This is a genomic window from Rahnella sp. CG8 (assembly GCF_023701875.1).
GTDB classification, from domain to species: domain Bacteria; phylum Pseudomonadota; class Gammaproteobacteria; order Enterobacterales; family Enterobacteriaceae; genus Rahnella; species Rahnella aceris.
Genome location: NZ_JABAED010000009.1, coordinates 99,919 through 126,445 on the forward strand (window position 1 = coordinate 99,919; position 26,527 = coordinate 126,445).

Below are 26,527 nucleotides of genomic sequence, written 5' to 3' on the forward strand. Positions count from 1 at the left end.
AGCAGGTATATTTGAGGTAATCACATCCCCTCACATTATTTTATCGATAACATTGAGCTGAAGAAAATAAATGAATGAGGATGTAATGAGATAAATGAGAACAGGCACAGTGTATGCCACGGGTGAAAAAAGGCAAAAAAACCGGAAATGAGAAATATTTCCGGTTTTGGACATGGACGACTTATTGCATAGAAACCTGGCGCACAAACTCTTTTCTGAGCTGCATGCTGTATTCCTTGCCGTAAAACTGCGTGGCAATGTCTGGCTGCACCACGTCTGTTTTCACTTGTTTGTTCATCGGCACCGCGCCGAAAGCGACATTCAACGCCCGCTGGGTTTCAGCTTGCGTTAACCAGTTCAGGAACACCGCCGACGCCGCCGGATGTGTGCTGTTTGCGGCAATAGCCGCAATATTGCCCCCTCCCGGCATACCAAAAGCCGGAATATAAAATTTCAGGCGCCCGGTAATCGCCCCGGATTTTTGCAAACCTGCCAGATGATCTTCCCAGGCGGGTACCAGCAATAATTCGCCATCATTCAGACGGGTCAGGCTATCCGCACCCGATGCGGTCTGGGTGATTTTTTCTTTATTACCGACGAACCATTCCCAACCCTTTTTCCAGTTTTTAATAATGTCAGGATCGACTTGCGTGGCATCGGCATCAAATGTGCCTGAGGAGAGGGTGACCACGCGCTGAATAAAGGCTTCGCCTGCCCCGCCGTTATTCGGATCGTTGTAACCAAACTTCTTCGGATTCGCATCGATAAAGTGTTGTAAATCATCGAGTGATTGCGGCAAAGGTTGATTGCCCATCTGTTGCGGATCGTAGGCCATACCGGTTTGGTTGCCCCAAAAGGCAACCGCATATCCTTCGGTATTCACGCTTTGCAACTGATGCACCGCATCCCCGTAACCCGGCAGCCAGTCTACCTGCGCCAGGGCATTTGCTTTACGGATGATCGGTAATTGCGCCACCGACAAGGCCACGACGTCCATTTTGCCTTTCTCGCGGCGAGCTTCCGCCAGCAGTTTATTCATGTTGCCATCAATCGACCCTTCCGGAATACGCACTTTAATTCCGTACTGTTTCTCAAAATCAGCAACGAAACTGCGCCATTGCGGTTGTAAATACCAGACGTTGAAGGTGACTGAGCCTTCTTTTTTGGCCTGTGCGACGACAAGATCCCAATCTTGTTGCGCCAGTGGCGTGGCGGTCGCTGCCCCGCTCAATAACATGCCACTGAGAAATAAAACCGTGCCTGTTTTCATGTTGAATGACTCCCTTATCAAGGATCACGCCTTGCCGGTTGACTGTGACAGATAATTCCCTTTCAACAGCTTCTCAATAATGACCATCAGGACTACGTTCGGGATCACCAGGATCATTGAGACTACCGCCGCATCCGGGCGCACAAAGGAATAGCCGAGAAAAGAATAAAGAATGGTCGGCACGGTAATAAAATCTGGCGCGCCAAGAACGTATGAAATGCTGAACTCTTCTAAACTGCGCACCAGACAAAAAATCAGCGCGGCCAGGAAACTGGGCTTGAGCATCGGTAAAAAAGCATTGCAGAACGTTCCCCAATGGCTGGCACCGAGATCGCGACTGGCATCAATTAAATCCTGCGGCACCGCTTTAAACCCTGCGGACATAATGCGGATCGAGTAAGGCAGTGTCAGCACAGTGTGCCCTAACACGATGCTGATAAACGGGTTGCTGATATTCAGATTCATCAGCATGGCGCTGAAGAAAATCCCGATGATCATACCTGGCATGACCAGTGGGATCAGCGTGAGCATTTCCGCAACGGCTTTGCCCCGAAAAGTCATGCGCCCAAACGCATAAGCGGTGGGTAACGACAGCAGTAAACTCAGCATCGCCACGGCGGGCGCAATGGTGTAGCTGTTAAAGAGGGCTTCTGACAGCGAAGTTTGCTGCCACACCTGTATCCAGCGGTTAATCGACAACACTTGCGGGAATAAGTCCGGGTAGCTCCACGGGTGTTGCGGATCAACCAGCGACCATAAGATAGCCATTGAAAATGGCAGTCCAAGCCAGACCAGATTGACCAGAATAAAGAACAACAGTGAAATCGTGACGATCAGGCGTCCATTCGCCGTGCGGTTCATTTGACCTCTCCTTTGCGGGTGGCGAGCGGTGTCAGGAGGATGGCGATAAGCAAGGTACCCAATGCTGCCGTCAGCATGATAATCACGGCAATAACCGCAGAGTTATTCCATTCGCCGTATTCCATGGCCGTGGCCTGCATCAGGCGAGCCAGCGAGTAGGTATTGCGCGGACCAGCGACGGAGAAGAAGGCAAAGTCGCCCAGCGCACCGATAAAAATAAGGATCAGGGACACTTGCACTGCGGGTAACGTCAGGGGAAAGATAACGTCCCGAAAACAGCGCCAGCGGCTGGCACCCAGGTTACTCGCCGCGTCCAGTACATCGGTACGGATTGCGTTAACTGAGCCACCGACCAGAATCAGCGCGAACGGCAGATTCTTCCAGATTTGTAAGATAACGACGCCCCAGCCAAAGTCATCGTTCTGCATACGCAGCGGTTGATCAATAACGCCCAGCGCCAGCAATAGCTCATTGATCACGCCGTGATAAGCAATAATATTGATGAACAGAAATGCTGCCACGAGGCCGGGAATAAACATCGGCGCACGCAAAACAGCAACGATACCTTCTTTCGCCACCAGCGGCTGACGGAGCCACAACGCCAGCGGGTAAGAGAGCAGCACCGCACCGAAAGCCCCCAATATTGAGACTTTAACCGAATAGATCAGCGCGCTGTGCAACACCGGATCTTGTAATACGTTTTGCCAGTATTCGAGCGAAAACTGGCTGTCGCCGGAAAGATTGAAATAGCCGATGCTTTGTACCAGCACCACGTAAAAGGTCGATCCCATCAGCAACACAATGGTGCCTAGTCCACTGATCATCAGCAGCCAGGCGGTCAGCTCATTACGCCATTTCATCGTGCCCCTCCACTACTGGCTCGAGGAAGTGAATCGCATCCTCGGGTAAACGGAAGCAAACCCGCGCCCCGCTTTCGGCCTGCGGTTTTTTGACCAGTTGCAGACGTACCGACAATTTACCGTCATCGTTATCGCCCCATGCTTCGGTCAGGTTGCCCATAAACGCCATTTTGCGCAGCGTGAGGAAGAAATGGTTATCGCCGGTTTGTGGCTGCGGCACAAAGCGCGCATCTTCAGGCCGCCAGCAGATATAGCAATGCTCAGCGAGCGGAGGACGCGGAGAACGTACGTAAAACTCACCTAACTGGCAGCGAACCCGATAAAAACCAGGCTGTTCCGCAGGAGTGATGTGGGCGATATCGATATTGGCCGCACCAATAAAATCAGCGACGAAACGGTTAGCAGGACGGTAATAAATCTCTTCTGGCGGCCCAATTTGCTCCACGTTGCCCGCATTGAGCACCACGATCTTATCGGACATGGTCAACGCTTCGGCCTGATCATGGGTGACATAAATGGACGTGAGTTGATATTGCCGCTGTAACTCTTTGATTTCAAAACGCACACTTTCACGCAGTTTCGCATCCAGATTGGACAGCGGCTCGTCAAACAACACCACATCCGGACGCGTGACCATCGCTCTGGCCAGTGCCACGCGCTGCTGCTGCCCGCCAGAAAGTTGCACCGGCATTTTCAGGTGCTGATCCTGCAAGCCAACCTGCTTCAACGCCTCCGCCAGCCGCAGTTGCTGCTCGGCAAGAGGTAAGCGTTTTTGCTTCAAACCAAAACAGATGTTATGCGCCACATTCAGGTGCGGAAACAGCGCGTACGACTGAAAACACATTGCGGTGTTGCGCTTTTCCGGCGGCAAATTATTAACGGATTGCCCGTTAATCAGAATGCGTCCGCTGTCTGGCTGATGAAACCCGCCGATCATTTTGAGCAGCGTGGTTTTGCCACAGCCGCTCGGGCCAAGCAGGGTGACAAATTCACCTTCCTCGGCGGTGAAGGAGATCTCGCGGGCGGCGTAAAACGCGCCAAATTGCTTTGTAACCTGTTCCAGTGAAAGCGTCGACATAGTGTACAAATCCTGTGTTAATACTCTGGCAATTAAATTTACACACTAAATATAAAATTTATGTGACAAAGATCCTCAAAATCAAAATCAAGCCATAAAAACACAAAAACTAATTATTTATCATAATGTTGAATAATAAAAATAATCACTATAATTATTTTATTTCCATAATTAAATTTAAAGAGTAAATTTAATGACCATATGTTCACACCATAAAAGGAACAGGCAATGGCGTTTAACTTTCATCAGGCCGCACAAGGCATCGTGCTGGCAAACAGTCACCGCGGCTACTCCAGCCGTTATCCGGAAAACACTCTGCCCGCGTTTATCGGGGCAAAAGAGGCAGGGACTCATTGCATTGAGTTAGATATTCATCTGACCGCAGATAATCATCTGGTGGTCACACACGATCACCGCATTGATCGCGTGTCGACCGGCACAGGTTTTGTCGAGCAAATGACGCTCGCGCAGTTACGGCAATTTGATTTCGGCGTTAAATACCATGCGCAATTTGCGGGCACGCCGATCCCTTTATTGCAGGATATTCTGCGTTGGGCGGTAGAGAATGGCATGGGCCTGATCGTGGAAGTGAAGCAACGTCGTCGACATGACGAATTTGTGTATCATCTGGTTGCCTTGTTGCAGTCAATGCCAGAGGCGCTGTCACATATTCAGTTGCTGGGGTTTAATCATGTGTTGATTAACCGCGTCAAAGCCCTGATCCCAGATTTAGCATTGCAGGTCGTGACGCTGGAGCGTTACAACAATCAACTGGCCGCCGTGCAGCATTCCCATGCCAGTTGCGTCTGTTTTGAATATGAGTTCGCCCATGTTGACGATCTTCGGGCCTATAAACAGGCGGGACTGGGGGTACGCATGTACCTGCATGAAGTGAAAAATGGCATGACACCACTGGAGCAGTACCAGCACAAATTCGGGTATGATAGTCACCCCGAGATCATGGGCTGGCTGCGTGAAGGTCTGATCGATATGCTCAGCCATGATGATCTTCCGTACCTGCAGGCGCTGATTGAAGAAGCGGGACTGCGCTGGGCCTGATAACAAAAACGATAGCCATATTATGAATGTAAAACCTGACCGTCTGGAACTGCGTCCTACCCAACGTTTGCTGCTGGAGCTGATTCGTCGCCATGCACCGGTGACACGCGCCGAACTGGCGCGCTATTCAAATCTCACTGCAGGGGCAATCACCCAACAATGCCGGGAGCTTTTATTTTCGGGTCTGGTTATCGAAGGCGAACGCAATATGGGGCAGCGCGGACAACCGTCGCTGCCCCTGCGGCTCAATCCTGGCGGCGCGTGTGCGGTCGGGCTGGCTTTCAGCCCTGGCTTTATCGACATGACGCTGGTCGATCTCAGTGGCCGCAAACTGTTCAGTATTTCTGAGCCTCATCAGGAAAATCAGCCGCTTGCCACCACACTAAAACAGATTAAAAACCTGGTGGAGCAGACGTTAAAAAAACGCCAGCTTAAACATGCGCGCATCCTCGGCATGGGGTATGCCGTGCCGGGTTTTCTCAAGCCCGATGGCAAAAAGCGTCACTGTGTGGCCTGGCTTTCAAGCTGGCGCGATGTCGACCTGCAACAGGCGTTTGAGGACAATTTGCCCTGGCCGACATGGGTTGAAAACAACGCCAATGCCTCGGCGATTGGCGAGCTGTATTCAGGTACGTGGAATTCCTATCGTGACATAACCTTTATCGATCTCGGCTACGGGATCGGTGCCGGGATTATCGCCGATGGCAAACTCCTGCGCGGCGGGTTTCTGAATGCCGGTGAAGTCGGTATGGCATTTCCCGGCGATAAACCGCGTCCATCCTATAAAGATCTGGTCGCGACGCTCACACAAGCAGGGTTAAGCGAAGCGCAACTACCGGCACTCACCGCAGAACAGCATCCCTTGCTGGAAGTCTGGTTTTCACGCTGTTGCGATCAGGTCGAGCAGAGCATCATGGGATGTCTGCAATGGCTGGATCCACAGTTGATTATTTTAGGGGGTGCCATGCCGAAAACCATCACTGAAAGGCTGACTGAGGTTTTAACGCAAAGGCTCGATGCCAGGCTTGATCCAGACCGCCCGAAAGTCCGGCTGGCGAACTCCCCGATGGGTGCCGAAAGCGCCTCGTGGGGCGCGGCGATGATCCCGTTGTATCAGGTGATTAATCAGGCATAGCGCACTATGCCTGACGACCGCGTGTTATATTGCTGTGCCGAATGACCAGTAATAAGGATCCGATAGCGTTGACGGTTTATCGACGTAGACATAGCCATAGGAATAGGCGTAATACAGTTTGCCCGAGTATGCCCAACCCAGGCTCATATGATGGGCATCAATTAGCGAAAACCAATCCTCACTGCCGCTTTTAGGTTGCATCTCCCACAATGTATTCTCCGAGGTGCAATCCTTTTTCCAGCCAACATAATCCCACGAATGGTTGCTCAACGCTGAGCGCAAGCATTGCTCCTTATTATATGCGGGTGAAATACGTACCCGTCCATCGGGTTGTCGTTTAACTGACATCCATGCGTAATAGCCGGCTCGCATCACCGCAATAGGTGGGTCGGGACGATAGGTCCATGCATAGGAATCATTGTTATTATAGAGAGCATAAGCATCTTTCTCGGAAGCCAGACTCTTGCCTTCCATGACTGCACTACCCAATTGCCAGGACAGAATCGATTGCATATAAAAAGAAGGTGTCCAGACATGTGGCGTTAATTTTCTATCAAGCACTCCAGTGCCAGAAAAATAAGTATTAATTGAATCCGTGTCGTCAGCCGTAATGACATTTGCGCCGATATCCCGCAGCCAGCCGAGGTTCATGCGATAATCATTTTTTTCTGCCGCTATTGTTGACGGACTGAGCTTATCCAGCACGCGGTAACAGCATGATGAGTCGTTATTATAAAATGCTTCTCTGACCGAGATATCCTGCGGGATATTTTTGTCATAGACCGTTTCGGTGTAGAAATTTAAATTTTTCCATAACATGTAATCTGGTACGGGTGAGAATATCTCCAGCGCTTTCCCTGCCCCTTTAATTACCGCCACCATTTCAGCCACCGTACCACTCACCGTATTTGATAACTGGAAATTGGCTGGCGCGTCATAGCTGCCCTGTTCATTTTGTTTGGTGCTCACTTCCTCAAAATCGGCGGAATCTTTAATTAACACAGAGACCATCGGGGCCAGTGTCGCTGGCGCGTTTGCCCATGCGCGAACGGCACAAACCGCCTTGCTATCGGAGATCCCGGCAGGACAGGCAAAGGTGGTGTCAGGCAAGTCATTTATTTTACTGGCATCATTAGGTGTAATCACCGGATCGATCATGATGGTGACCCCCGCCGGGATACCGGCGTTAATCAGTGCATTATTCCAAAGGTCTGGCGAGGGATATTCCGCCATATTCACTTTCATAATGATCCGCTGTAACAGGTTGCTGCCCGAATACGTAACCGATTTATTATACAGGGCCAGTGCAGTGGGCATGATGACGGAAGATGACTTGGTTTCGAGATAAATGAGTGACTGGCCATTATAGGCAATGTAATCATCTATCAGTTGATTGACCGTCGGTACCGTATACGTTGTCGGTTGTCGCGTGGCAACATTGACGAGGTACTTTTGCTGCAATTCTGCCAGTGTCAAACTACTCAGCGCCACATTCGGCCCGGAGTTCGCGATAGGATCATAAGTTGGCTCAAGCATCTTACCGATGTTGAGATCATGAAACACAACCAGTTCACCGTCTGACGTCGCGCGGACGTCCGTTTCCACGTTAGCGCGGCAACGATCATAGGACAGATGAAAAGCACCGAGGCTGTTTTCTGGCTGCGTGTCATTAAAATCCCCTCGATGCTGGGCCGTGACTATTTGGTTATTCTTCGCAAGGTTGTTTTGTAATTCATTCAACAATGTCGCCGACGTTGGACATTCCGTGGCATTCTTCCTTAATTCAGCGACAAACTGCACCGTTTCAACCGTTGCCTTCCCTTGCGCATCATCACCATCCGTACCGGAAAGTTTGAAATTGCCGTGTTCCTGTATCGGGATATTTTGAATCGCGATGGTATCTTCCCGCGGCTGGTAATCTGAATTCATAAAGAAAGCCAGGTCAAAATAATAAGGCTCATCACTTTTCAAACACGATTTTTCATCGTCATCGCCAACATCATAGAGAAACGTCCAGTCTTTACTCGGGGGAACATAGCCCCCCATTTCCGGGCATTTTTTGCTATACATTTTTACCGCATAAAATATGCCGGGAATAGACGTGCCATAAAGTTGCACGTTTTTACCCTTTATGGCGGTAAAAATATCTAATGACCCCTGATATCCGGCAACACTGCCTGAAAAAGCTTGCCCATCCTGACCTGCATTACAGGTTGAATGAATCTCGGTTGAAGGAATATATTGCGTACTGGTTTGCGTGGTGAGTTGCTTAAAACCATTGGCAGGCGGTGCTTCATCAGTAATTACAATCGTATCGCTGTAGGTGATATTTACGTTTGATTGTGAGGTAAACATACATTCGGTTGCGGCCTTAGCCGACGGACATAATGACAATAAACATAATACGCTGAGCGTAGTCCTTAACTTAACGTCCATTGTTGCTCCATTTATATATCTAATGTAATTAAAACAATTAACCCCCTCCGTTTTAACATTGAATTTAAAATAAAATGCTACCAAGCTCACGAATAAAGCAATCAGACACCAAATATTAAACAATCAACGCATTAAACATATTCAATTTATATTTATCATTAACAACCCATTTGATATATAAATAACTAGCACCTAATATCAGGCAAAAAAAAACGCCTCCGGAGAGGCGTTTATCAGCAAAGGAGAAAATTACTTTTTCTTCGCTTTCGGGTTTGGCAGGTCGGTAATGCTGCCTTCGTAGATTTCTGCTGCCAGACCCACGGACTCGTGCAGAGTCGGGTGAGCATGGATGGTCAGCGCGATATCTTCTGCATCACAACCCATTTCGATCGCCAGACCGATTTCGCCCAGCAGCTCGCCGCCGTTGGTGCCGACAATCGCACCACCGATAACACGGTGAGATTCTTTGTCGAAGATCAGTTTGGTCATGCCGTCTGCGCAGTCGGAAGCGATAGCACGGCCGGAAGCTGCCCACGGGAAGGTGGCGGTTTCGTAGCTGATGCCTTTTTCTTTCGCTTCTTTCTCAGTCAGACCCACCCAGGCAACTTCTGGCTCAGTGTAGGCAATGGATGGAATGACTTTCGGATCGAAGTAGTGTTTCTTGCCGGAGATAACTTCGGCAGCCACGTGGCCTTCGTGAACACCTTTGTGCGCCAGCATTGGCTGACCGACGATATCGCCGATAGCAAAGATGTGTGGCACGTTGGTGCGCATTTGTTTGTCGACGTGGATGAAACCACGGTCGTCCACTTCAATGCCTGCAGCGCCCGCTTCCAGCAGTTTACCGTTAGGCACGCGACCGATAGCCACCAGCACGGCGTCATAACGCTGTGGTTCAGCAGGGGCTTTTTTGCCTTCCATCGTGACGTAAATGCCATCTTCTTTGGCTTCTACGGCTGTCACTTTGGTTTCCAGCATCAGATTGAATTGCTTGCTGATTTTCTTGGTGAAGACTTTCACCACGTCTTTATCAGCCGCAGGGATCACCTGATCAAACATTTCTACCACGTCAATCTGAGAACCCAGCGCGTGATAAACGGTGCCCATTTCCAGACCGATAATGCCGCCGCCCATGACCAGCAGACGCTCAGGGACGCTTTTCAGCTCCAGTGCATCAGTAGAATCCCAGACACGCGGGTCATCATGTGGAATGAATGGCAGTTTGATTGGACGGGAACCCGCCGCAATGATGGCATTGTCGAAAGTGATGGTCGTCGGACCATTTTCGCCTTCAACAACCAGAGTATTCGCGCCAGTAAATTTGCCCAAGCCGTTAACGACTTTGACTTTACGGCCTTTCGCCATACCGGACAGACCGCCGGTCAGCTGGTTGATGACTTTTTCTTTCCAGACGCGGACTTTATCGATGTCCGTTTTCGGCTCACCGAAAACAATACCGTGTTCAGCCAGTGCTTTTGCCTCAGAGATCACTTTCGCGACGTGCAGCAGAGCTTTAGAAGGGATACAGCCAACGTTCAGACACACGCCGCCAAGCGTGGAATAACGTTCAACCAGAACAGTTTCAAGACCTAAATCAGCGCAACGGAAAGCAGCAGAATAGCCCGCAGGACCCGCCCCAAGTACCACGACCTGAGTTTTAATTTCAGTACTCATCATGACCTCTTAATTTATGTCCGGCGGGTCTGACGTCATTTTATATCGTAACGCCCATCATCCACCGGGTCGTTCTATCCGCCCGCAGTTTACAAAATTGTTAACAAATTTGAAACAACAAACGGCATCCGATTTGTGCTTTGCCCTGGAAAATCTCAAACAGCATGAAGAGATTATCAGAAAAAAGCCGGCCGTCTGGCCGGCTTTTCACTTACATCACCAGGCGGCGAATGTCTGACAACACGTTGTTGATGATGGTGATGAAGCGCGCACCATCGGCACCGTCAATGACACGGTGGTCGAAGGAGAGCGACATTGGCATCATCAGACGCGGTGTGAACTCTTTGCCGTTCCAGACTGGCTCAATGGCAGACTTGGAAACACCGAGGATAGCCACTTCCGGCGCATTAACGATTGGCGCGAAGTGGGTCGTCCCGATACCCCCGAGGCTGGAGATAGTGAAGCAACCGCCCTGCATTTCGCCAGCAGTCAGCTTACCGTCACGGGCTTTCTTGGAGATAGCCATCAGCTCACGGGACAACTCGGCGATGCCTTTCTTGTTCACGTCTTTGAAGACCGGAACAACCAGACCGTTTGGCGTATCAACCGCCACACCGATGTTGATGTATTTTTTCAGCGTCAGTTTCTGACCATCTTCGGACAGGGAACTGTTGAAGCGTGGCATCTGCTCAAGGGCAGCGGCAACGGCTTTCATGATGAAGACCACCGGAGTGAATTTCACGTCCAGTTTGCGTTTAGCGGCTTCATCGTTCTGCTGTTTACGGAACGCTTCCAGCTCAGTGATATCAGTTTTGTCGAAGTGCGTAACGTGCGGGATCATCACCCAGTTACGGCTCAGGTTCGCACCAGAGATTTTCTGGATACGGCCCAGTTCAACTTCTTCAATCTCACCGAACTTGCTGAAGTCCACTTTCGGCCAAGGCAGCATGCCCGGCAGACCGCCACCCGTTGCAGCTGCCGGCGCGGCTTCAGCACGTTTGACCGCGTCTTTCACGTAAGTCTGTACGTCTTCACGCAGGATGCGACCTTTACGGCCAGTGCCTTTGACTTTCGCCAGGTTAACGCCGAATTCACGGGCCAGACGGCGGATAACCGGCGTGGCGTGAACGTAAGCATCGTTCTCTGCGAATTCGCCTTTGCTTTCTGCTTTAACAGCAGGAGCAGCGGCTTTTTGTTCCTGTTTCGCCGGGGCAGCCGCTTCTTCTTTCTTAGCCGCCGGAGCAGCAGGCGCAGCGCCTTCTACTTCGAAGACCATGATCAGAGAGCCGGTGCTGACTTTGTCGCCCGCAGCAATTTTGATTTCTTTCACGGTACCTGCGAACGGAGCCGGGACTTCCATTGAGGCTTTGTCGCCTTCAACGGTAATCAGTGACTGTTCTGCACTGATTTTGTCGCCCACTTTCACCATGATTTCAGTGACTTCAACTTCGTCGCCACCGATATCAGGCACGTTCACTTCTTTGCTGCCGGACTGAGCCGCAGCCGCAGGTGCCGCGTCTGATTGGGTTTCTGCAGCGGCGGCAGGTGCGGCTGCACCAGAACCTGCAACTTCGAAGACCATGATCAGGGAACCGGTGCTGACTTTATCGCCCGCAGCGATTTTGATTTCTTTCACTTTGCCCGCGAACGGCGCAGGGACTTCCATAGAGGCTTTGTCGCCTTCTACGGTGATCAGCGATTGTTCCGCTTCTACTGTGTCGCCTACTTTTACCATAATTTCAGTGACTTCAACTTCGTCGCCACCGATATCAGGTACGTTCACTTCTTTGCTTTCGCTGGAAGCAGGTGCGGCAGCAGCAGGTTTCTCTTCTGCTTTGGCTTCCTGTTTCGCAGGTGCTGCATCAGCAGCACCGTCAGCGGCGTCAAAGATCATGATCAGTTTGCCGGTTTCGACGGTATCGCCGACCGCAACTTTAATTTCTTTGACCACGCCAGCTTGTGGAGAAGGCACTTCCATAGAAGCTTTATCGCCTTCAACGGTGATCAGCGATTGTTCTGCTTCAACTTTATCGCCCACCTTCACCATAATTTCGGTGACTTCCACTGCATCTGCACCGATGTCCGGTACGTTAATTTCAATAGCCATCTGTCTTTACCTCTTATGCCAGACGCGGGTTAACTTTTTCTGGATTGATATCGAATTTCTTAATGGCTTCAGCCACTACAGACGTTTCGATTTCGCCGCGTTTAGCCAATTCACCCAGCGCAGCAACCACAACGTAAGACGCATCCACTTCGAAGTGGTGACGCAGGTTTTCGCGGCTGTCTGAACGACCGAAGCCATCCGTACCCAGTACGCGATAATCGCTGGCCGGAACGTATGTACGAACCTGTTCAGCAAACAGTTTCATGTAGTCAGTAGACGCCACCGCTGGCGCGTCGCTCATCACCTGGGCGATGTACGGAACGCGTGGGGTTTCAGTCGGGTGCAGCATGTTCCAGCGCTCACAGTCCTGACCATCGCGGGCCAGTTCAGTGAAGGAGGTCACGCTGTAAACGTCAGAACCTACGCCATAGTCTTTGGACAAGATCTCTGCCGCTTCACGTACGTGACGCAGGATGGAACCGGAGCCCAGCAACTGCACTTTCCCTTTGCTGCCTTCCAGCGTATCCAGCTTGTAGATACCCTTACGGATGCCTTCTTCCGCGCCTTCCGGCATGGCTGGCATGTGGTAGTTTTCGTTCAGCGTGGTGATGTAGTAATAAATGTTTTCCTGCGCTTCACCGTACATACGCACCAGACCGTCATGCATGATGACAGCCACTTCGTACGCGTAAGACGGGTCGTAAGAAATACAGTTAGGGATAGTCAGAGACTGAATATGGCTGTGACCATCTTCGTGCTGCAGACCTTCGCCGTTCAGGGTAGTACGACCTGACGTACCACCGATCAGGAAGCCACGCGCCTGTTGGTCACCCGCTGCCCAGCACAGGTCGCCGATACGCTGGAAACCGAACATGGAGTAGTAGATGTAGAACGGGATCATTGGCAGATCGTTGGTGCTGTAAGACGTCGCTGCGGCCAGCCATGAAGACGCGGCACCCAGTTCGTTAATACCTTCCTGCAGGATCTGACCTTTCTCGTCTTCTTTATAGTAAGCAACCTGCTCACGGTCCTGCGGGGTGTACTGCTGGCCGTTCGGGCTGTAAATACCAATCTGACGGAACAGACCTTCCATACCGAATGTACGCGCTTCATCGGCGATGATCGGCACCAGACGGTCTTTAATGGAGTCGTTTTTCAGCATCACGTTCAGTGCACGGACGAAAGCGATAGTGGTAGAGATCTCTTTCTTCTGCTCTTCCAGCAGTTGTGAGAAGTCTTCCAGTTTCGGCATTTCCAGCTTCTGCGTGAAGTTTGGCAGACGGGTCGGCAGGTAGCCTTTCAGCGCAGCGCGACGTTCGTGCAGGTATTTGTATTCTGCAGAGTCTTTTTCCAGCGTGATGTACGGCAGTTTTTCCAGATTTTCATCGGTTACTGGCACGCTAAAACGATCACGGATATAGCGCACGCCATCCATGTTCATTTTCTTCACCTGGTGAGCAATGTTTTTACCTTCGGCAGCGTCGCCCATGCCATAACCTTTAATGGTATGCGCAAGGATAACGGTCGGCTGACCTTTGGTGTTCTGTGCTTTGTTCAGTGCAGCGAAGACTTTCTTCGGATCATGGCCGCCACGGTTCAGCGCCCAGATTTCGTCGTCGGTCATATCTTTGACCAGAGCGGCGGTTTCAGGGTATTTGCCGAAGAAGTGGTCACGAACGTATTTACCGTCGCGGGACTTGAAGGTCTGGTAGTCGCCATCCACGGTTTCGTTCATCAGCTGGATCAGTTTACCGCTGGTGTCTTTACGCAGCAGTTCATCCCAGCGGTTGCCCCAGATCACTTTGATCACGTTCCAGCCAGCGCCTGCAAAGATGCCGTCGAGTTCGTTGATGATTTTGCCGTTACCGGTTACCGGGCCATCAAGACGCTGCAGGTTACAATTGATGATGAAGCACAGGTTGTCCAGTTTCTCACGGGTCGCGATGGTGATCGCCCCTTTGGATTCTGGTTCGTCCATTTCACCGTCGCCCAGGAATGCGTAAACGCGCTGTGCGGAGGTGTCTTTCAGACCACGGTGTTCCAGATATTTCAGGAATTTAGCCTGATAGATGGCACCGATCGGGCCCAGACCCATGGATACGGTCGGGAACTGCCAGAACTCAGGCATCAGTTTAGGGTGCGGATAAGACGACAGACCTTTACCGTGAACTTCCTGACGGAAATTGTTCATCTGGTCTTCAGTCAGACGGCCTTCAAGGAAAGCACGTGCGTACACGCCCGGAGAGATGTGGCCCTGGAAGTACACCAGATCGCCGCCGTCTTTTTCGTTGCGCGCACGGAAGAAGTGGTTGAAGCACACTTCGTACACGGTCGCAGAAGACTGGAAGGAAGCCATGTGGCCACCGAGTTCCAGGTCTTTCTTGGACGCACGCAGAACGGTCATGATGGCGTTCCAGCGGATGGCAGTACGAATGTTACGTTCCAGCTCCAGGTTACCCGGGTATTCAGGTTCGTCTTCAACAGCGATGGTATTGACGTAGTTACGGCTGGCTGCGCCAGCAGCGACGCTTACGCCGCCCTTGCGCGCTTCACTGAGAACCTGATCGATCAGGAACTGTGCACGCTCAACACCTTCTTCACGGATGACCGATTCGATCGCTTGTAGCCAGTCGCGAGTTTCGATCGGATCCACGTCATTATTTACACGTTCTGACATGGTGCTTTTCCTTATCTGTCTCTAATACGTTGGTTTATCTGGAGCCTGTCTTCCTGCGCTCTTTCTAAAACGCGCTTCGCCGCTAAGAGAACGCACGAAGACAGGCCCGTCATGTAGTTGCCGTGAGCCCTCAAATGAAGGCTCTTAAAATTAACCCTGATGGTTAACTTTCATCTTTTCGTTGCTGGAGCCGTCGTAAAGACCGATCCCGCCGGGTGTGTTCCCTGCTGAGATCCAGCAAAACTTCTTCAATGAACGCCAGGTGACGGTGAGATGCGGCACGCGCTATTTCTGGTTCCCGTGCAACAATCGCCTCGAAAATACTGGCGCGGTGGTTGCTTACCGTCGCCAGCATTTCCCGGCGTGAGTAAAGCAATTCAAAGTTCTGTCGAACGTTCTTCTCGAGCATCGGCCCCATACAGCGAACCAGATGCAGCAGCACCACATTATGGGCTGCTTCTGTTACAGCGACCTGATACTGCATAACCGCGTCGGCTTCTGCGTCCAGATCTCCGCTGTCTTGTGCGGTCTGAATGACCACGTGACAATCGCGAATGCGCTGCAGATCTTCCTCTGTGCCACGAAGCGCCGCGTAATACGCAGCGATACCTTCAAGGGCATGTCGTGTTTCAAGGAGATCGAATTGTGATTCAGGATGGTCGGCCAGTAACTCAGCCAGCGGATCACTCACGCTTTGCCACAGGTTACTTTGTACGAAAGTACCACCACCCTGACGGCGCAGGAGTAGCCCCTTCCCTTCCAGGCTTTGGATTGCCTCTCTGAGAGAAGGTCGCGATACATCAAACTGTTTGGCAAGTTCGCGCTCTGGCGGAAGCTTTTCCCCGGGTCTCAAGGTGCCTTCGAGGATCAGAAACTCAAGTTGCTGCTCGATCACATCGGATAACTTAGGCTGTCGGATTTTGCTGTAAGCCATATATGTGCGGTTCTCTGCGAGTAGCGACTCTGTTAAGTTGCCGGAGTCAATTGGTAATACCAATTTAAAAAACGTGGCCGTAAAGTAACAAAGTATTCACCTTGTGTCCATATGGCTACCCAGTAAATGCGTCGACCCCGCACATTTTAACAAATTTTTATCATTTATCTTTTTTACCCGGCCTCAGATCACATTTTATGGATCCTGAACAAATTTACAGTCAATTTGGCTATTTGTTATGCAGATGATGCATAAACCCCGTGCAAACTTTTCCGCATAACATTATTCTTGCCCGAACGGTAGATGATCCTGATTTTTAGGCACAATCCAGCCGTAAATAATTAGATACAAAAAGTGTAATTATCGCCTTACATTCTCTCTAACACACAGAATGTTATGGGTTTTGCCCCAATGACAGAGGACAGGTAAATGGTTGATCAACAACAAGGCGATGAGCTGAAGCGCGGTCTCAAAAACCGGCATATCCAGTTGATTGCATTAGGTGGGGCCGTCGGTACAGGGCTGTTTCTGGGCAGTGCTTCCGTCATTCAGTCCGCAGGGCCAGGGATTATTCTCGGTTATGCCATTGCGGGTTTTATCGCATTCTTAATTATGCGTCAGTTGGGTGAAATGGTGGTTGAAGAACCGGTTGCCGGTTCATTCAGTCATTTTGCCTATAAATACTGGGGTGGATTTGCGGGTTTTGCTTCCGGCTGGAATTACTGGGTGCTGTACGTTCTGGTCGCGATGGCCGAACTGACTGCCGTCGGTAAATATATTCAATTCTGGTGGCCGGAAATCCCGACATGGGCTTCTGCTGCGGTTTTCTTCGTGCTGATCAACGCTATCAACCTGACTAACGTTAAAGTGTTTGGCGAGATGGAGTTCTGGTTTGCGATCATCAAAGTGGTTGCCGTGGTGGCGATGATTCTGTTCGGTGGCTGGCTGCTGTTCAGCGACACGGCAGGCCCTCAGGCAACAGTTCGCAACCTGTGGGAGCAAGGCGGTTTCCTGCCCCATGGCATGACCGGGCTGGTGATGATGATGGCGATCATCATGTTCTCTTTCGGTGGCCTGGAACTGGTCGGGATTACTGCTGCTGAAGCGGATAATCCGGAAACCAGCATTCCTAAAGCAACCAATCAGGTTATCTACCGTATTCTGATTTTCTATGTGGGCTCACTTGCCGTCCTGCTTTCCCTGATGCCATGGACCCGTGTCGGGCCGGATACCAGCCCGTTTGTGCTGATCTTCCATGACCTGGGTGATGCACTGGTAGCGAATGCTCTGAACGTGGTGATCCTGACGGCAGCGCTGTCGGTTTATAACAGCTGTGTTTACTGCAACAGCCGCATGTTGTTTGGTCTGGCTCAGCAAGGCAACGCGCCTAAAGCATTGCTCAACGTCGACAAGCGCGGCGTGCCGGTGGCTTCTATCCTCGTTTCTGCTGCCACCACAGCGCTGTGTGTTCTGATTAACTACCTGATGCCGGGTGAAGCGTTTGGTCTGCTGATGGCTCTGGTGGTGTCTGCACTGGTGATCAACTGGGCGATGATCAGCCTGGCGCACATCAAATTCCGTCAGGCGAAACGTCGTGAAGGCGTGGAACCTAAGTTCAAAGCGCTGCTGTATCCGCTGGGTAACTACATCTGCCTGCTGTTTATGGCGGCAATTCTGGTGATCATGGCTATCACCCCGGGCATGGCGATCTCCGTATGGCTGATCCCGGTGTGGCTGGTAGTTCTGGCCATCGGTTACTGGATCAAAAATCAGCAAAGCGGGAAATCCGTTAACGCTTAAGTATTCGTTTTAAAATTGAAACGAAAAAGCGCCCCGGTTAAGTGAAGACTTACCGGGGCGCTTTGTTAGGTACGTCACATTTCCTCCCGTATGACCAAAATGTCCATCTTCATGACTCTTACCTCCTGACCCCTCTTCCCTTCCCCGGCCAATACTCAGGGCTAACAAACAGTTTTTTAACAAAATCCTTTTATCCACAATCCGGAGAGAACATCCATGAAGGAAGGCGCACTGTCGTTCAAAGAGAAAGTGGCGTACGGAATGGGGGATGCGGGCTGCAATATGATTGGCGGCGCCATCATGCTGTTTCTTAATTATTTTTACACAGATATCTTCGGTTTAGCCCCGGCACTGGTTGGCGTATTGCTGCTATCAGTGCGTGTTATCGATGCCGTCACCGACCCGATCATGGGCGCGATTGCTGACCGTACCACCACCCGCTGGGGCCGTTTCCGCCCGTATTTGTTATGGGTTTCGGTGCCATACGTACTGTTCAGTGTGCTGATGTTCACCACACCAGAATGGAGTTACAACAGCAAAGTTATCTATGCGTTTGTAACCTACTTCCTGATGTCCCTGACTTACACCGCCATCAACATTCCCTACTGCTCGCTGGGCGGCGTCATTACTGCCGATCCGCATGAGCGTGTTGCCTGCCAGTCTTACCGCTTCTTTATGGTAGGGATCGCGACGCTGATCCTGTCTTCCACCTTACTGCCGATGGCCGACTTTTTCGGTGGCGCAGACAAAGCCAAGGGCTATCAGATGTCGATGGGGGTGATGGCAATCATCGCGCTGTTCATGTTCCTGTTCTGCTTCAGCTCGGTAAAAGAACGTATTCAGCCTGCGGTACCGTCAAAACATGCCTTAAAATCTGACCTGAAAGATGTGTGGAAAAACGACCAGTGGGTACGCATCCTGCTGCTGACGTTCTGCAACGTGTGCCCGGGCTTTATCCGTATGGCAGCCACTATGTATTACGTCACCTGGGTAATGGAAAAATCCACATCCTTTGCCAGCATGTTTATCAGCCTCGGCGTGGTGGGCATGATGATCGGCAGTGCACTGGCAAAACCGCTGACCGATAAATACTGCAAACTGAAAGTGTTCTTCTGGGCCAATATCATCCTGACCATTTTCTCCTGCGGATTCTATTTCCTCGACCCGCACGCCACCACGCTTATTCTGGTAGCGTACTTCATCCTCAACATCATGCACCAGCTCCCTTCCCCGCTGCACTGGTCGCTGATGGCCGACGTTGACGATTACGGCGAATGGAAAACCGGCAAACGTGTTACCGGCATCAGCTTCTCCGGTAACCTGTTCTTCCTGAAATGCGGACTGGCGGTAGCGGGCGCGATGGTCGGCTTCCTGCTCTCCGCGTATGGCTACAATGCCAGCGCAACGCAGCAAAGCGACCATGCCATCAACGGCATCATGTTGTTGTTCACTGTCATTCCTGGCGTGGGCTACCTCATCACTGCCGGTGTTGTACGCTTACTGAAAGTTGATCGCGAAACCATGCGTACCATTCAGGCAGATCTGGAGATTCGCCGCCGTAATTACCGCGAGCTGAATGAATATCACGACGAGAAAAATGCACAGGACGCAGAAGCACTCAGCGTCCCACTGACCAGCAAGGAGCTGAAACATGAGTAATTATCCCAACCCGCTGATTGAGCAACGTGCAGATCCGCATATCTGGCTGCACAGCGACGGAAACTATTACTTTATCGCATCAGTGCCTGAATATGACCGGCTGGAGATCCGCCGCTCGCCAACGCTGACAGGGCTTGCCGACGCGCCAGCCACCATTGTCTGGCATAAACCTGATACCGGCCCGATGAGCGCACTTATCTGGGCACCGGAGTTGCATTTTATCGACGGACAATGGGTGATCTATTACGCGGCCGCCCCCTCACAGGAGATTGTTGACGGCTTATTCCAGCACAGAATGTATGCGCTGGTGTGTGAAGAGGCGGATCCGCTCACAGGGAAATGGCAGGAGAAAGGCCGGATCCAGACGCCGATCGACAGCTTCTCGCTCGATGCCACGCACTTTGAGCATCAGGGCAAAAGCTATTATCTGTGGGCGCAGAAAGACCCGGAAATTCGCGGAAACTCCAATTTGTATCTGGCCGAAATGGAAAACCCGTGGACGCTGAAATCACCGCCCGTCATGCTCAGCAAGCCGGAGCTGGACTGGGAAATCATCGGTTTTTGGGTTAATGAGGGACCGGCGGTGATCAAACACGGTGATAAAATTTTCATCACCTATTCCGCCAGCGCCACCGACGAAAATTACTGTATCGGCCTCCTCACTGCAGACATCAACAGCAATCTGATGGATCCGGTGAGCTGGCATAAATCCCAGCGTCCGGTATTCACCACGCAGGCCCAGAACCGGCAGTTCGGGCCGGGACATAACAGCTTCACTCGCAACGAACAGGGCGCAGACGTGCTGGTATATCATGCCCGAAACTACACTGAAATTGAGGGTGATCCGCTGTACGACCCGAACCGGCATACGCGCATTAAAACCTTCCGCTGGGACGAGAATGGCATGCCCGATTTCGGAGAACCCGCCGCCGATAACCGTCCGCTGACGTTACAAAAACAGCACTGACAAAAAGCAAAAAGCCCGGACACTAAAAATGTACCGGGCTTTTTTATGCAATATCGGATGATAAAAGAGAATTAAATCAAGGTGCCGTAAATCGTCAGCAGCGCTACAACCACCAGGATTATCATCGTCACTTTACGCGCGAGGCTCACAGCAGCGCGAGGTGTCTGTACCGGATCGGTATGCGGATCGCGCGCCAGAGAGAACTGCGCCAGCCGCGTTAATACATGGTATTGCGAAGAGTGAATATCGCCCAGCGAAGCAAACCAGGCCGGTAAGGCTTTCTCGCCATGACCAAGCAATGCATAAGCCACGCCGGCCAGACGAACAGGGATCCAGTCGAGAATATGTAACAGGGCATCCACGCCGGACTGCGAACGTTTCAATGGCGGCATATGGCGCGCCAGCCAGGTCTGGTAACCGCGCAATACGGCATAACCGCCCAGCGCTATCGGTCCGTAAGGCCCACAAACCACGAACCAGAACAACGGCCCGAGATAGTAACGGTAGTTAATCCAAAGCAGCGCATTTTGCAGCTCTCTCAGCCGGGCTTCTTCGCTGCAATCTGTCGGCAACCCGTGGATCAAGGCCAGCTCTTCTGCCATTTCCTTACAGGCATCAGCATCGCCCTGACGGGCGGACTTAAGGTAGGCACGGTAATGCTTGCGTTTGATGCCAGCGCCAATACACAGCAGACATAAAATCACCCAGAAAATCAGGGTTGGCACCCCGAAGAAGATCCCCTGCACTGCGCGCAATACTGCCCAGATGATCACCATCCAGACAATCGTAATGACCAGCGTTTTAGCCAGAGAAGCCTGCCGGCCACGGCGGAAAATCACCTCAAACCGATGATCCAACTGCCAGTGTTCACCCAGTTTGAACAAGCGTTCCCAAGCCAGCACCAGGAGCAAAGTAAATAACGTCATCGATTGTCACTCTCTCTAAACACATCACACCCGTAAAAACGAAACCGAAAACCGGTTAATTACAGGTCAGAAAGGTCATTCTGCCCTACCGGCAGCGCTAACAGCTTGCGATAAAATGCCCAGTCGAATTCAGGGCCGGGATCGGTCTTACGCCCGGGAGCAATATCACTGTGTCCGGTAATCGCTTCAAGACTAATGGGATAATGCTTCATTAACAACTCAGTAACGGCAACCAGGTTGCGATATTGCGCATCAGTAAAAGGCTCAAAATCCGTCCCTTCCAGCTCAATACCAATCGAAAAATCATTACAGCGCTCACGCCCCCGCCAGCTGGATACACCCGCATGCCAGGCGCGTTTATCAAAGGGCACATATTGCACAATCTCGCCATCACGACGAATTAAACAATGCGCAGCAACGCGTAAGTGACTGATCCCTTCAAAATAAGGATCATCCTGCGGATTCAGTGTACCGGTAAACAATTGATCAATATAAGGACCGCCGAATTTTCCAGGCGGCAAACTGATGTTATGGATCACCAGCAATGAGGGAATTTCATCTTCAGGACGGAGATCAAAATGAGGGGAAACGACCTGCCGGGCTTCTGTTATCCAGCCTTGTTTTAAGTGCATCAAAGACCTCAATGATGTGCTCAGGTGGTACTTATCACAGCAACAGGGTAGCATGTTTTTTTGTCCTTCTTATCCGCCATTTCGGAGTATTTGTATGTCTACCCGCAGCTACAGCCGTGAAAGTCGCCGCGCACAGTTACTCGAACGTATCCAGAATGATATTCCTTCTCTTGTTACTCAGGCTCTCGGTGAGGATCTTGGGGGCGAAGCCAATGCCAACAATGACTTAACTGCTCAACTGTTGCCGCAAGACAAAAATGCTAACGCCACCATCATTACCCGCGAAGCCGGTATTTTCTGCGGACAGCGCTGGCTGGACGAAGTCTTTCTCCAACTGGCAGGCGATAAAATCACCGTCAAATGGCATGTCAAAGACGGCGACCACGTTTCTGAAAACCAGACCTTATGTGAACTCTCAGGCTCCGCACGCATGCTGCTGACCGGTGAGCGCACTGCTCTTAACTTCGTGCAAACCCTGTCCGGCGTGGCAACCGAAGTGAATCACTATGTGAAAATCCTTGAGGGCACAAAAACTCAGTTGCTCGATACCCGGAAAACCTTGCCTGGCCTGCGTACGGCACTGAAATATGCCGTGTTATGCGGTGGCGGAAGCAATCACCGCCTTGGTCTTGCCGATGCATTTCTGATTAAAGAAAACCACATCATTGCCTGTGGCTCGATAAAAGCCGCCGTAGAACGCGCCTTATGGATCCACGCCGACGTGCCCGTCGAGGTAGAAGTCGAATCCATGGATGAACTTCAGCAGGCGCTGGATGCGGGTGCTGACATTATCATGCTGGATAACTTCACTGTGCCGATGATGCGCGAAGGCGTTGCCCTCACCGCAGGTCGTGCGCTACTTGAAATCTCCGGTAACGTGACGGAAAAAACGCTACGCGAATTCGCGGAAACCGGCGTGGATTACATTTCTGTCGGCGCGCTGACCAAGCATGTCAGGGCCATGGATCTTTCCATGCGCTTCAGCTAATCGCTGCGCTGTTGCCCCTGAATTCCTTTCGAGGGGCAACACGAATTCTTGCGATCTATTTCATCTTGCCGCACTACCCTCGCATTCACCCTTTCTGAACACCACCCCCTTTTTCATTTCATCTTTATTGTTGCGAGACATCGCACATATGTTTTGCCTGCCTTGCTGGCATACATATTTATCCTGGCAGATGTCGTGGAAAAGCCAGCAATAGCGCTGGAGTCAAGCTTTTTCTCCGTTTAGTTTGCTGCCTGAGAAACAACCACGCAGTCTTACGAAACGGAGAACGCCATGAAACGGCAACAAGGATTTACCCTCATTGAACTGATGGTAGTGATCGCGATTATTGCGATCCTGAGTGCCATCGGCATACCCGCTTACCAGAGTTATATCCAGAAAGCAGCCATGACTGACATGCTGCAAACTATGGTGCCCTACAAAACCGGCGTCGAACTGTGCGTCATCGATACGGGGGCGCTGACGAATTGCAGCGCCGGCAGTCAGGGAATTCCGGCGGCAGCTACCAGTCGTTATGTCAGCCAGATTCAGGTTAATGCGGGCGTAATTTCACTGACAGGTCAGCAGGCACTGGACGGTCTCAGCGTTGTGATGACACCGGTCCGGGATAATCAGGCGGGCGGTATCACATGGAGCAGAATCTGCACCAATGCCAGTAATACTTCGATGGTTGAAGCTTGCGAAAGCGTTTTTCGGTTTGACACCACAGGAGCGCCATAATGAGTGATATGCCACGGCGCCCCGAGTCTCCGCCCGATAATGATCGCCTGCAAAGCGAAGCGTCACTTGAAGCACTGTGTCAGCGCTACAAAGCCGTTGTATTGCATCGCGACAACCAGACTCTTCATGTTGCATGCCATGAAACAGAAGCAGACACGGATGCCTTGAGTAATGTATTGCGCTTTACCACCGGCTTAAAAGTGCAGCTTGAACGCTGGCCACAAACGCGGCTTGAACAAGTCATGGAGCAAGGAAATTCAGAAATAAAGAAAAAAACGGCCGCAGACGAATCGTGGTCATCCGCGCAAAGCGATGAAAACAATGAACTGAATAATCAGAGTGATGCGCCGGTCATTAATTCTCTCAATCAGATACTCAGGCAGGCCATCACCCGCAGGGCTTCAGATATACACTTTGAGCCGTACGAGCACAGTTTCCGGGTTCGTATGCGAATTGACGGAGTATTGCAGGAAGTCCCCGGACCTGAATTTTCGATGGCAGCGGGCGTGTGCGCACGACTAAAGATTATGGGGCAGTTGAATGTCGCTGAGCGACGGTTACCCCAAGATGGCCAGCTCTCAGTCATGCTGCAAAATCAGAGATATTCCATGAGAGTATCTTCTCTGCCGACCTTACACGGCGAAAAGATCGTGCTGCGCATTCTGCATATGACTCAGCAAGATCTCTCTATGCCTCAACTGGGCTTCACACCACGGGATCTGGACTATTTCAAAGCTGCGCTTAAACATCCACAAGGGCTAATTCTGGTCACCGGCCCGACAGGCAGCGGAAAAACGGTCACACTTTACAGTGGTCTTCGTCATCTTAATGCCATCTCCCGCAATATTTGCAGCGTGGAAGACCCGATTGAGATCCCGGTCAGTGGCATCAATCAGACCCAGATTAACAGCAAAACAGACCTCAGTTTTGCCAGTGTCCTGCGTGCGTTATTACGTCAGGATCCTGATGTGATTATGGTCGGAGAGATCCGCGATAAAGAAACGGCCGAAATCGCGGTAAAAGCCGCTCAGACCGGACATCTGGTGCTCTCAACACTGCATACCAATTCCACTTGCGAAACACTGACCCGCCTGCGACAGATGGGGATTGAAGGTTTTCATATTGCTGCCAGCTTACGTTTGGTTATTGCCCAGCGGCTGGTACGAAAACTCTGCCCGCATTGCCGTAAACCGCATGTATCACTGGTCGAAAAAGGCGCTGATGGCAGCAGCGGGCACATGCAGTTGTGGCTACCTGCAGGATGCCATCAATGCTTTTCGGGCTATTACGGACGCACCGGTATTTATGAAATGCTGAACATAACACCCGGTTTACAACAGGCGCTGGTGGCAGAGGCAAGTGTCAATGAGTTGAGTAAGATTGCCCGCGAACAAGGGCAAAAAACGTTGCAGGAAGCCGGTATGGCGCTGGTCGAACAAGGGATCACCTCACTTGAAGAACTTTATCGTGTTACCGGTGAAGGCGCGGATACATGAAAACTGACGGCGGCGCGCCTCAGTCCTGGCGGTTATATCACTGGCAGGCTATCGACACTCTGGGAAGCCTTCAGCAAGATCACTGCATTGAGGTGGGTAAGGACGGCATTTACCAGCAGCTTTTTGCTGCCGGATTGCAACCGCTGAAAATCAGAATGAAGCAGCGATTGGGACGACGTTTCTGGAAAAATCAGGAACGTGTTGCATTCGTCAGGCAACTTGCAACGCTGCTACAAGCCGGGCTACCGCTGGTCAATAGCCTGACGTTGCTGGCCAACGAGCACCCGAAACCCGCGTGGCATTGTGTACTGTCAAATGTTGCGAAAGGCGTTCGCGAAGGAAAACCGCTGTCGGTAACACTGAATCATTATCCCGATGTATTTCCTGATATTTACAGACAGATAATTTCTATTGGTGAGCTAACGGGACAACTGGACAAATGCTGCCTGCAACTGGCGACTCAGCAGGAACAACAGGCTGAATTAAGAAGCAAAGTAAAAAAGGCGTTGCGGTATCCGCTGATTGTTAGCGTTATCGCTATCGTGGTCACTCTGCTGATGCTGACTTTAGTATTGCCTGAGTTTGCCAAAATCTATGCTTCCTTTGATGCCGAACTCCCCTGGTTTACACGCATGCTGGTCATTGCTTCTGATGCCCTCATCAGCATCGGCCCCTGGCTGGTGGGTACTTTTTCGTTTTGTTGTTTCGGCTATCTGCAGAAGTTGCACCCGCTTAAGCACTGGCAACTGCGTGAGCAGATGTTACTGCTCAGGTTACCTCTGACGTCACGACTGGTGACAGACAGTTGCCTCAGCCAGATATTTCAAACGCTGGCAATGACACAACAGGCGGGCATGACGTTAATTGCCGGGCTGGCAGCAGCGTCTGCATCAATGTCCAATCTGCATTTTCAGGCCGCACTGAACCAGATACGTGAGCAAATCATGCAAGGAACACCGTTACACAAAGCTTTTGTACAGTCGCCACTGTTCCCGACCTTATGTCATCAGCTGATAAAAATCGGTGAAGAATCAGGGTCTCTGGACGAGTTACTGCTGAAACTCGCATATCTGCATCATGACAAAGCTAACTCGCTGGCAGAAACGTTGTCACAAACGATTGAGCCGGTACTCATGGCCGTAATGGGGGTGATTGTCGGTGGGCTGGTGATTGTGATGTATCTGCCAATTTTCCAGCTAGGTTCGGTTATGGGATAAATCAAAGAGGAAA

General features: G+C 51.2%; 20 protein-coding genes. 9 read left to right on the top strand and 11 right to left on the bottom strand.

The features are described 5' to 3' along the window. Positions 1-181 precede the first annotated feature (181 nt). Genes HGO41_RS10870 through HGO41_RS10885 form a run of 4 tightly spaced genes read right to left on the bottom strand, consistent with a single transcriptional unit; the run spans position 182 to position 4,069 of the window. On the bottom strand, positions 182-1,237 hold the full coding sequence (locus HGO41_RS10870; RefSeq protein WP_369794759.1) for an extracellular solute-binding protein: 1,056 nt from the start codon (positions 1,235-1,237) through the stop codon (positions 182-184). A 57-nt stretch (positions 1,238-1,294) separates the two neighbouring features. Next, positions 1,295-2,131, bottom strand: coding sequence for an ABC transporter permease (locus HGO41_RS10875; protein ID WP_013576978.1), 837 nt, complete (start codon positions 2,129-2,131; stop codon positions 1,295-1,297). After that, the gene (locus HGO41_RS10880) at positions 2,128-2,991 is read right to left on the bottom strand and encodes an ABC transporter permease (RefSeq protein WP_013576979.1); all 864 of its coding nucleotides are present in this window, start codon (positions 2,989-2,991) and stop codon (positions 2,128-2,130) included. Before HGO41_RS10880 ends, HGO41_RS10875 begins: the two co-directional genes overlap by 4 nt. Beyond that, positions 2,978-4,069: an ABC transporter ATP-binding protein gene (locus HGO41_RS10885; protein ID WP_013576980.1), complete on the bottom strand. Its 1,092-nt coding sequence runs from the start codon at positions 4,067-4,069 to the stop codon at positions 2,978-2,980. The genes HGO41_RS10880 and HGO41_RS10885 overlap by 14 nt, the downstream gene beginning before the upstream one ends. A gap of 228 nt (positions 4,070-4,297) precedes the next feature. Here HGO41_RS10885 and HGO41_RS10890 point away from each other — a divergent pair, with 228 nt between their 5' ends. Beyond that, positions 4,298-5,128 carry a glycerophosphodiester phosphodiesterase gene (locus HGO41_RS10890; RefSeq protein ID WP_013576981.1) on the top strand — a complete coding sequence of 277 codons (831 nt, stop codon included), beginning with the start codon at positions 4,298-4,300 and terminating at the stop codon, positions 5,126-5,128. A gap of 22 nt (positions 5,129-5,150) precedes the next feature. Further along, on the top strand, positions 5,151-6,263 hold the full coding sequence (locus HGO41_RS10895; RefSeq protein WP_013576982.1) for an ROK family transcriptional regulator: 1,113 nt from the start codon (positions 5,151-5,153) through the stop codon (positions 6,261-6,263). 24 nt (positions 6,264-6,287) lie between these two features. On the opposite strand, the gene HGO41_RS10900 is transcribed toward HGO41_RS10895, so the two are convergent. The 5 genes from HGO41_RS10900 to pdhR form a co-directional block, all read right to left on the bottom strand. After that, entirely contained in the window at positions 6,288-8,618 is a 2,331-nt protein-coding gene (locus tag HGO41_RS10900) for a glycerophosphodiester phosphodiesterase family protein (protein ID WP_217244659.1), read from the bottom strand. A gap of 330 nt (positions 8,619-8,948) precedes the next feature. Next, the gene (gene lpdA / locus HGO41_RS10905) at positions 8,949-10,373 is read right to left on the bottom strand and encodes a dihydrolipoyl dehydrogenase (RefSeq protein ID WP_013576983.1); all 1,425 of its coding nucleotides are present in this window, start codon (positions 10,371-10,373) and stop codon (positions 8,949-8,951) included. Positions 10,374-10,584: 211 nt separating this feature from the next. Next, entirely contained in the window at positions 10,585-12,480 is a 1,896-nt protein-coding gene (gene aceF, locus HGO41_RS10910; RefSeq protein WP_013576984.1) for a pyruvate dehydrogenase complex dihydrolipoyllysine-residue acetyltransferase, read from the bottom strand. Between the two features lie 13 nt (positions 12,481-12,493). Next, complete coding sequence (aceE, locus tag HGO41_RS10915; protein ID WP_013576985.1) at positions 12,494-15,157, bottom strand: pyruvate dehydrogenase (acetyl-transferring), homodimeric type; 2,664 nt, start codon at positions 15,155-15,157, stop codon at positions 12,494-12,496. Between the two features lie 163 nt (positions 15,158-15,320). Beyond that, positions 15,321-16,091, bottom strand: coding sequence for a pyruvate dehydrogenase complex transcriptional repressor PdhR (gene pdhR / locus HGO41_RS10920; protein ID WP_013576986.1), 771 nt, complete (start codon positions 16,089-16,091; stop codon positions 15,321-15,323). A gap of 429 nt (positions 16,092-16,520) precedes the next feature. Between pdhR and aroP the strand changes: the two genes are divergently transcribed. The 3 genes from aroP (at position 16,521) to HGO41_RS10935 (ending at position 20,517) form a co-directional block, all read left to right on the top strand. Then, positions 16,521-17,891 (top strand): aromatic amino acid transporter AroP, encoded by a 1,371-nt coding sequence (aroP, locus tag HGO41_RS10925; RefSeq protein ID WP_013576987.1) that lies wholly within the window; start codon positions 16,521-16,523, stop codon positions 17,889-17,891. 216 nt (positions 17,892-18,107) lie between these two features. Continuing rightward, entirely contained in the window at positions 18,108-19,550 is a 1,443-nt protein-coding gene (locus HGO41_RS10930; protein ID WP_013576988.1) for a glycoside-pentoside-hexuronide (GPH):cation symporter, read from the top strand. Next, complete coding sequence (locus HGO41_RS10935; RefSeq protein ID WP_013576989.1) at positions 19,543-20,517, top strand: glycoside hydrolase family 43 protein; 975 nt, start codon at positions 19,543-19,545, stop codon at positions 20,515-20,517. The genes HGO41_RS10930 and HGO41_RS10935 overlap by 8 nt, the downstream gene beginning before the upstream one ends. A gap of 71 nt (positions 20,518-20,588) precedes the next feature. Here the strand turns inward: HGO41_RS10935 and ampE are convergent, their stop codons facing one another. Next, the gene (gene ampE / locus HGO41_RS10940) at positions 20,589-21,443 is read right to left on the bottom strand and encodes a beta-lactamase regulator AmpE (RefSeq protein WP_013576990.1); all 855 of its coding nucleotides are present in this window, start codon (positions 21,441-21,443) and stop codon (positions 20,589-20,591) included. 59 nt (positions 21,444-21,502) lie between these two features. After that, a complete protein-coding gene (gene ampD, locus HGO41_RS10945) occupies positions 21,503-22,075 on the bottom strand; it encodes a 1,6-anhydro-N-acetylmuramyl-L-alanine amidase AmpD (protein WP_013576991.1) in 573 nt (190 codons plus the stop codon). A gap of 94 nt (positions 22,076-22,169) precedes the next feature. On the opposite strand from ampD, the gene nadC reads away from it, so the two are divergent. From nadC to hofC, 4 genes are all read left to right on the top strand, one after another. After that, the gene (gene nadC / locus HGO41_RS10950) at positions 22,170-23,063 is read left to right on the top strand and encodes a carboxylating nicotinate-nucleotide diphosphorylase (RefSeq protein WP_250981025.1); all 894 of its coding nucleotides are present in this window, start codon (positions 22,170-22,172) and stop codon (positions 23,061-23,063) included. Between the two features lie 291 nt (positions 23,064-23,354). After that, the gene (gene ppdD, locus HGO41_RS10955; protein WP_013576993.1) at positions 23,355-23,801 is read left to right on the top strand and encodes a prepilin peptidase-dependent pilin; all 447 of its coding nucleotides are present in this window, start codon (positions 23,355-23,357) and stop codon (positions 23,799-23,801) included. Beyond that, positions 23,801-25,297 (top strand): type II secretion system protein GspE, encoded by a 1,497-nt coding sequence (gene gspE, locus HGO41_RS10960; RefSeq protein WP_250981026.1) that lies wholly within the window; start codon positions 23,801-23,803, stop codon positions 25,295-25,297. Before ppdD ends, gspE begins: the two co-directional genes overlap by 1 nt. Continuing rightward, entirely contained in the window at positions 25,294-26,514 is a 1,221-nt protein-coding gene (hofC, locus tag HGO41_RS10965) for a protein transport protein HofC (RefSeq protein WP_250981027.1), read from the top strand. The genes gspE and hofC overlap by 4 nt, the downstream gene beginning before the upstream one ends. The last annotated feature ends 13 nt before the right edge of the window (positions 26,515-26,527 follow it).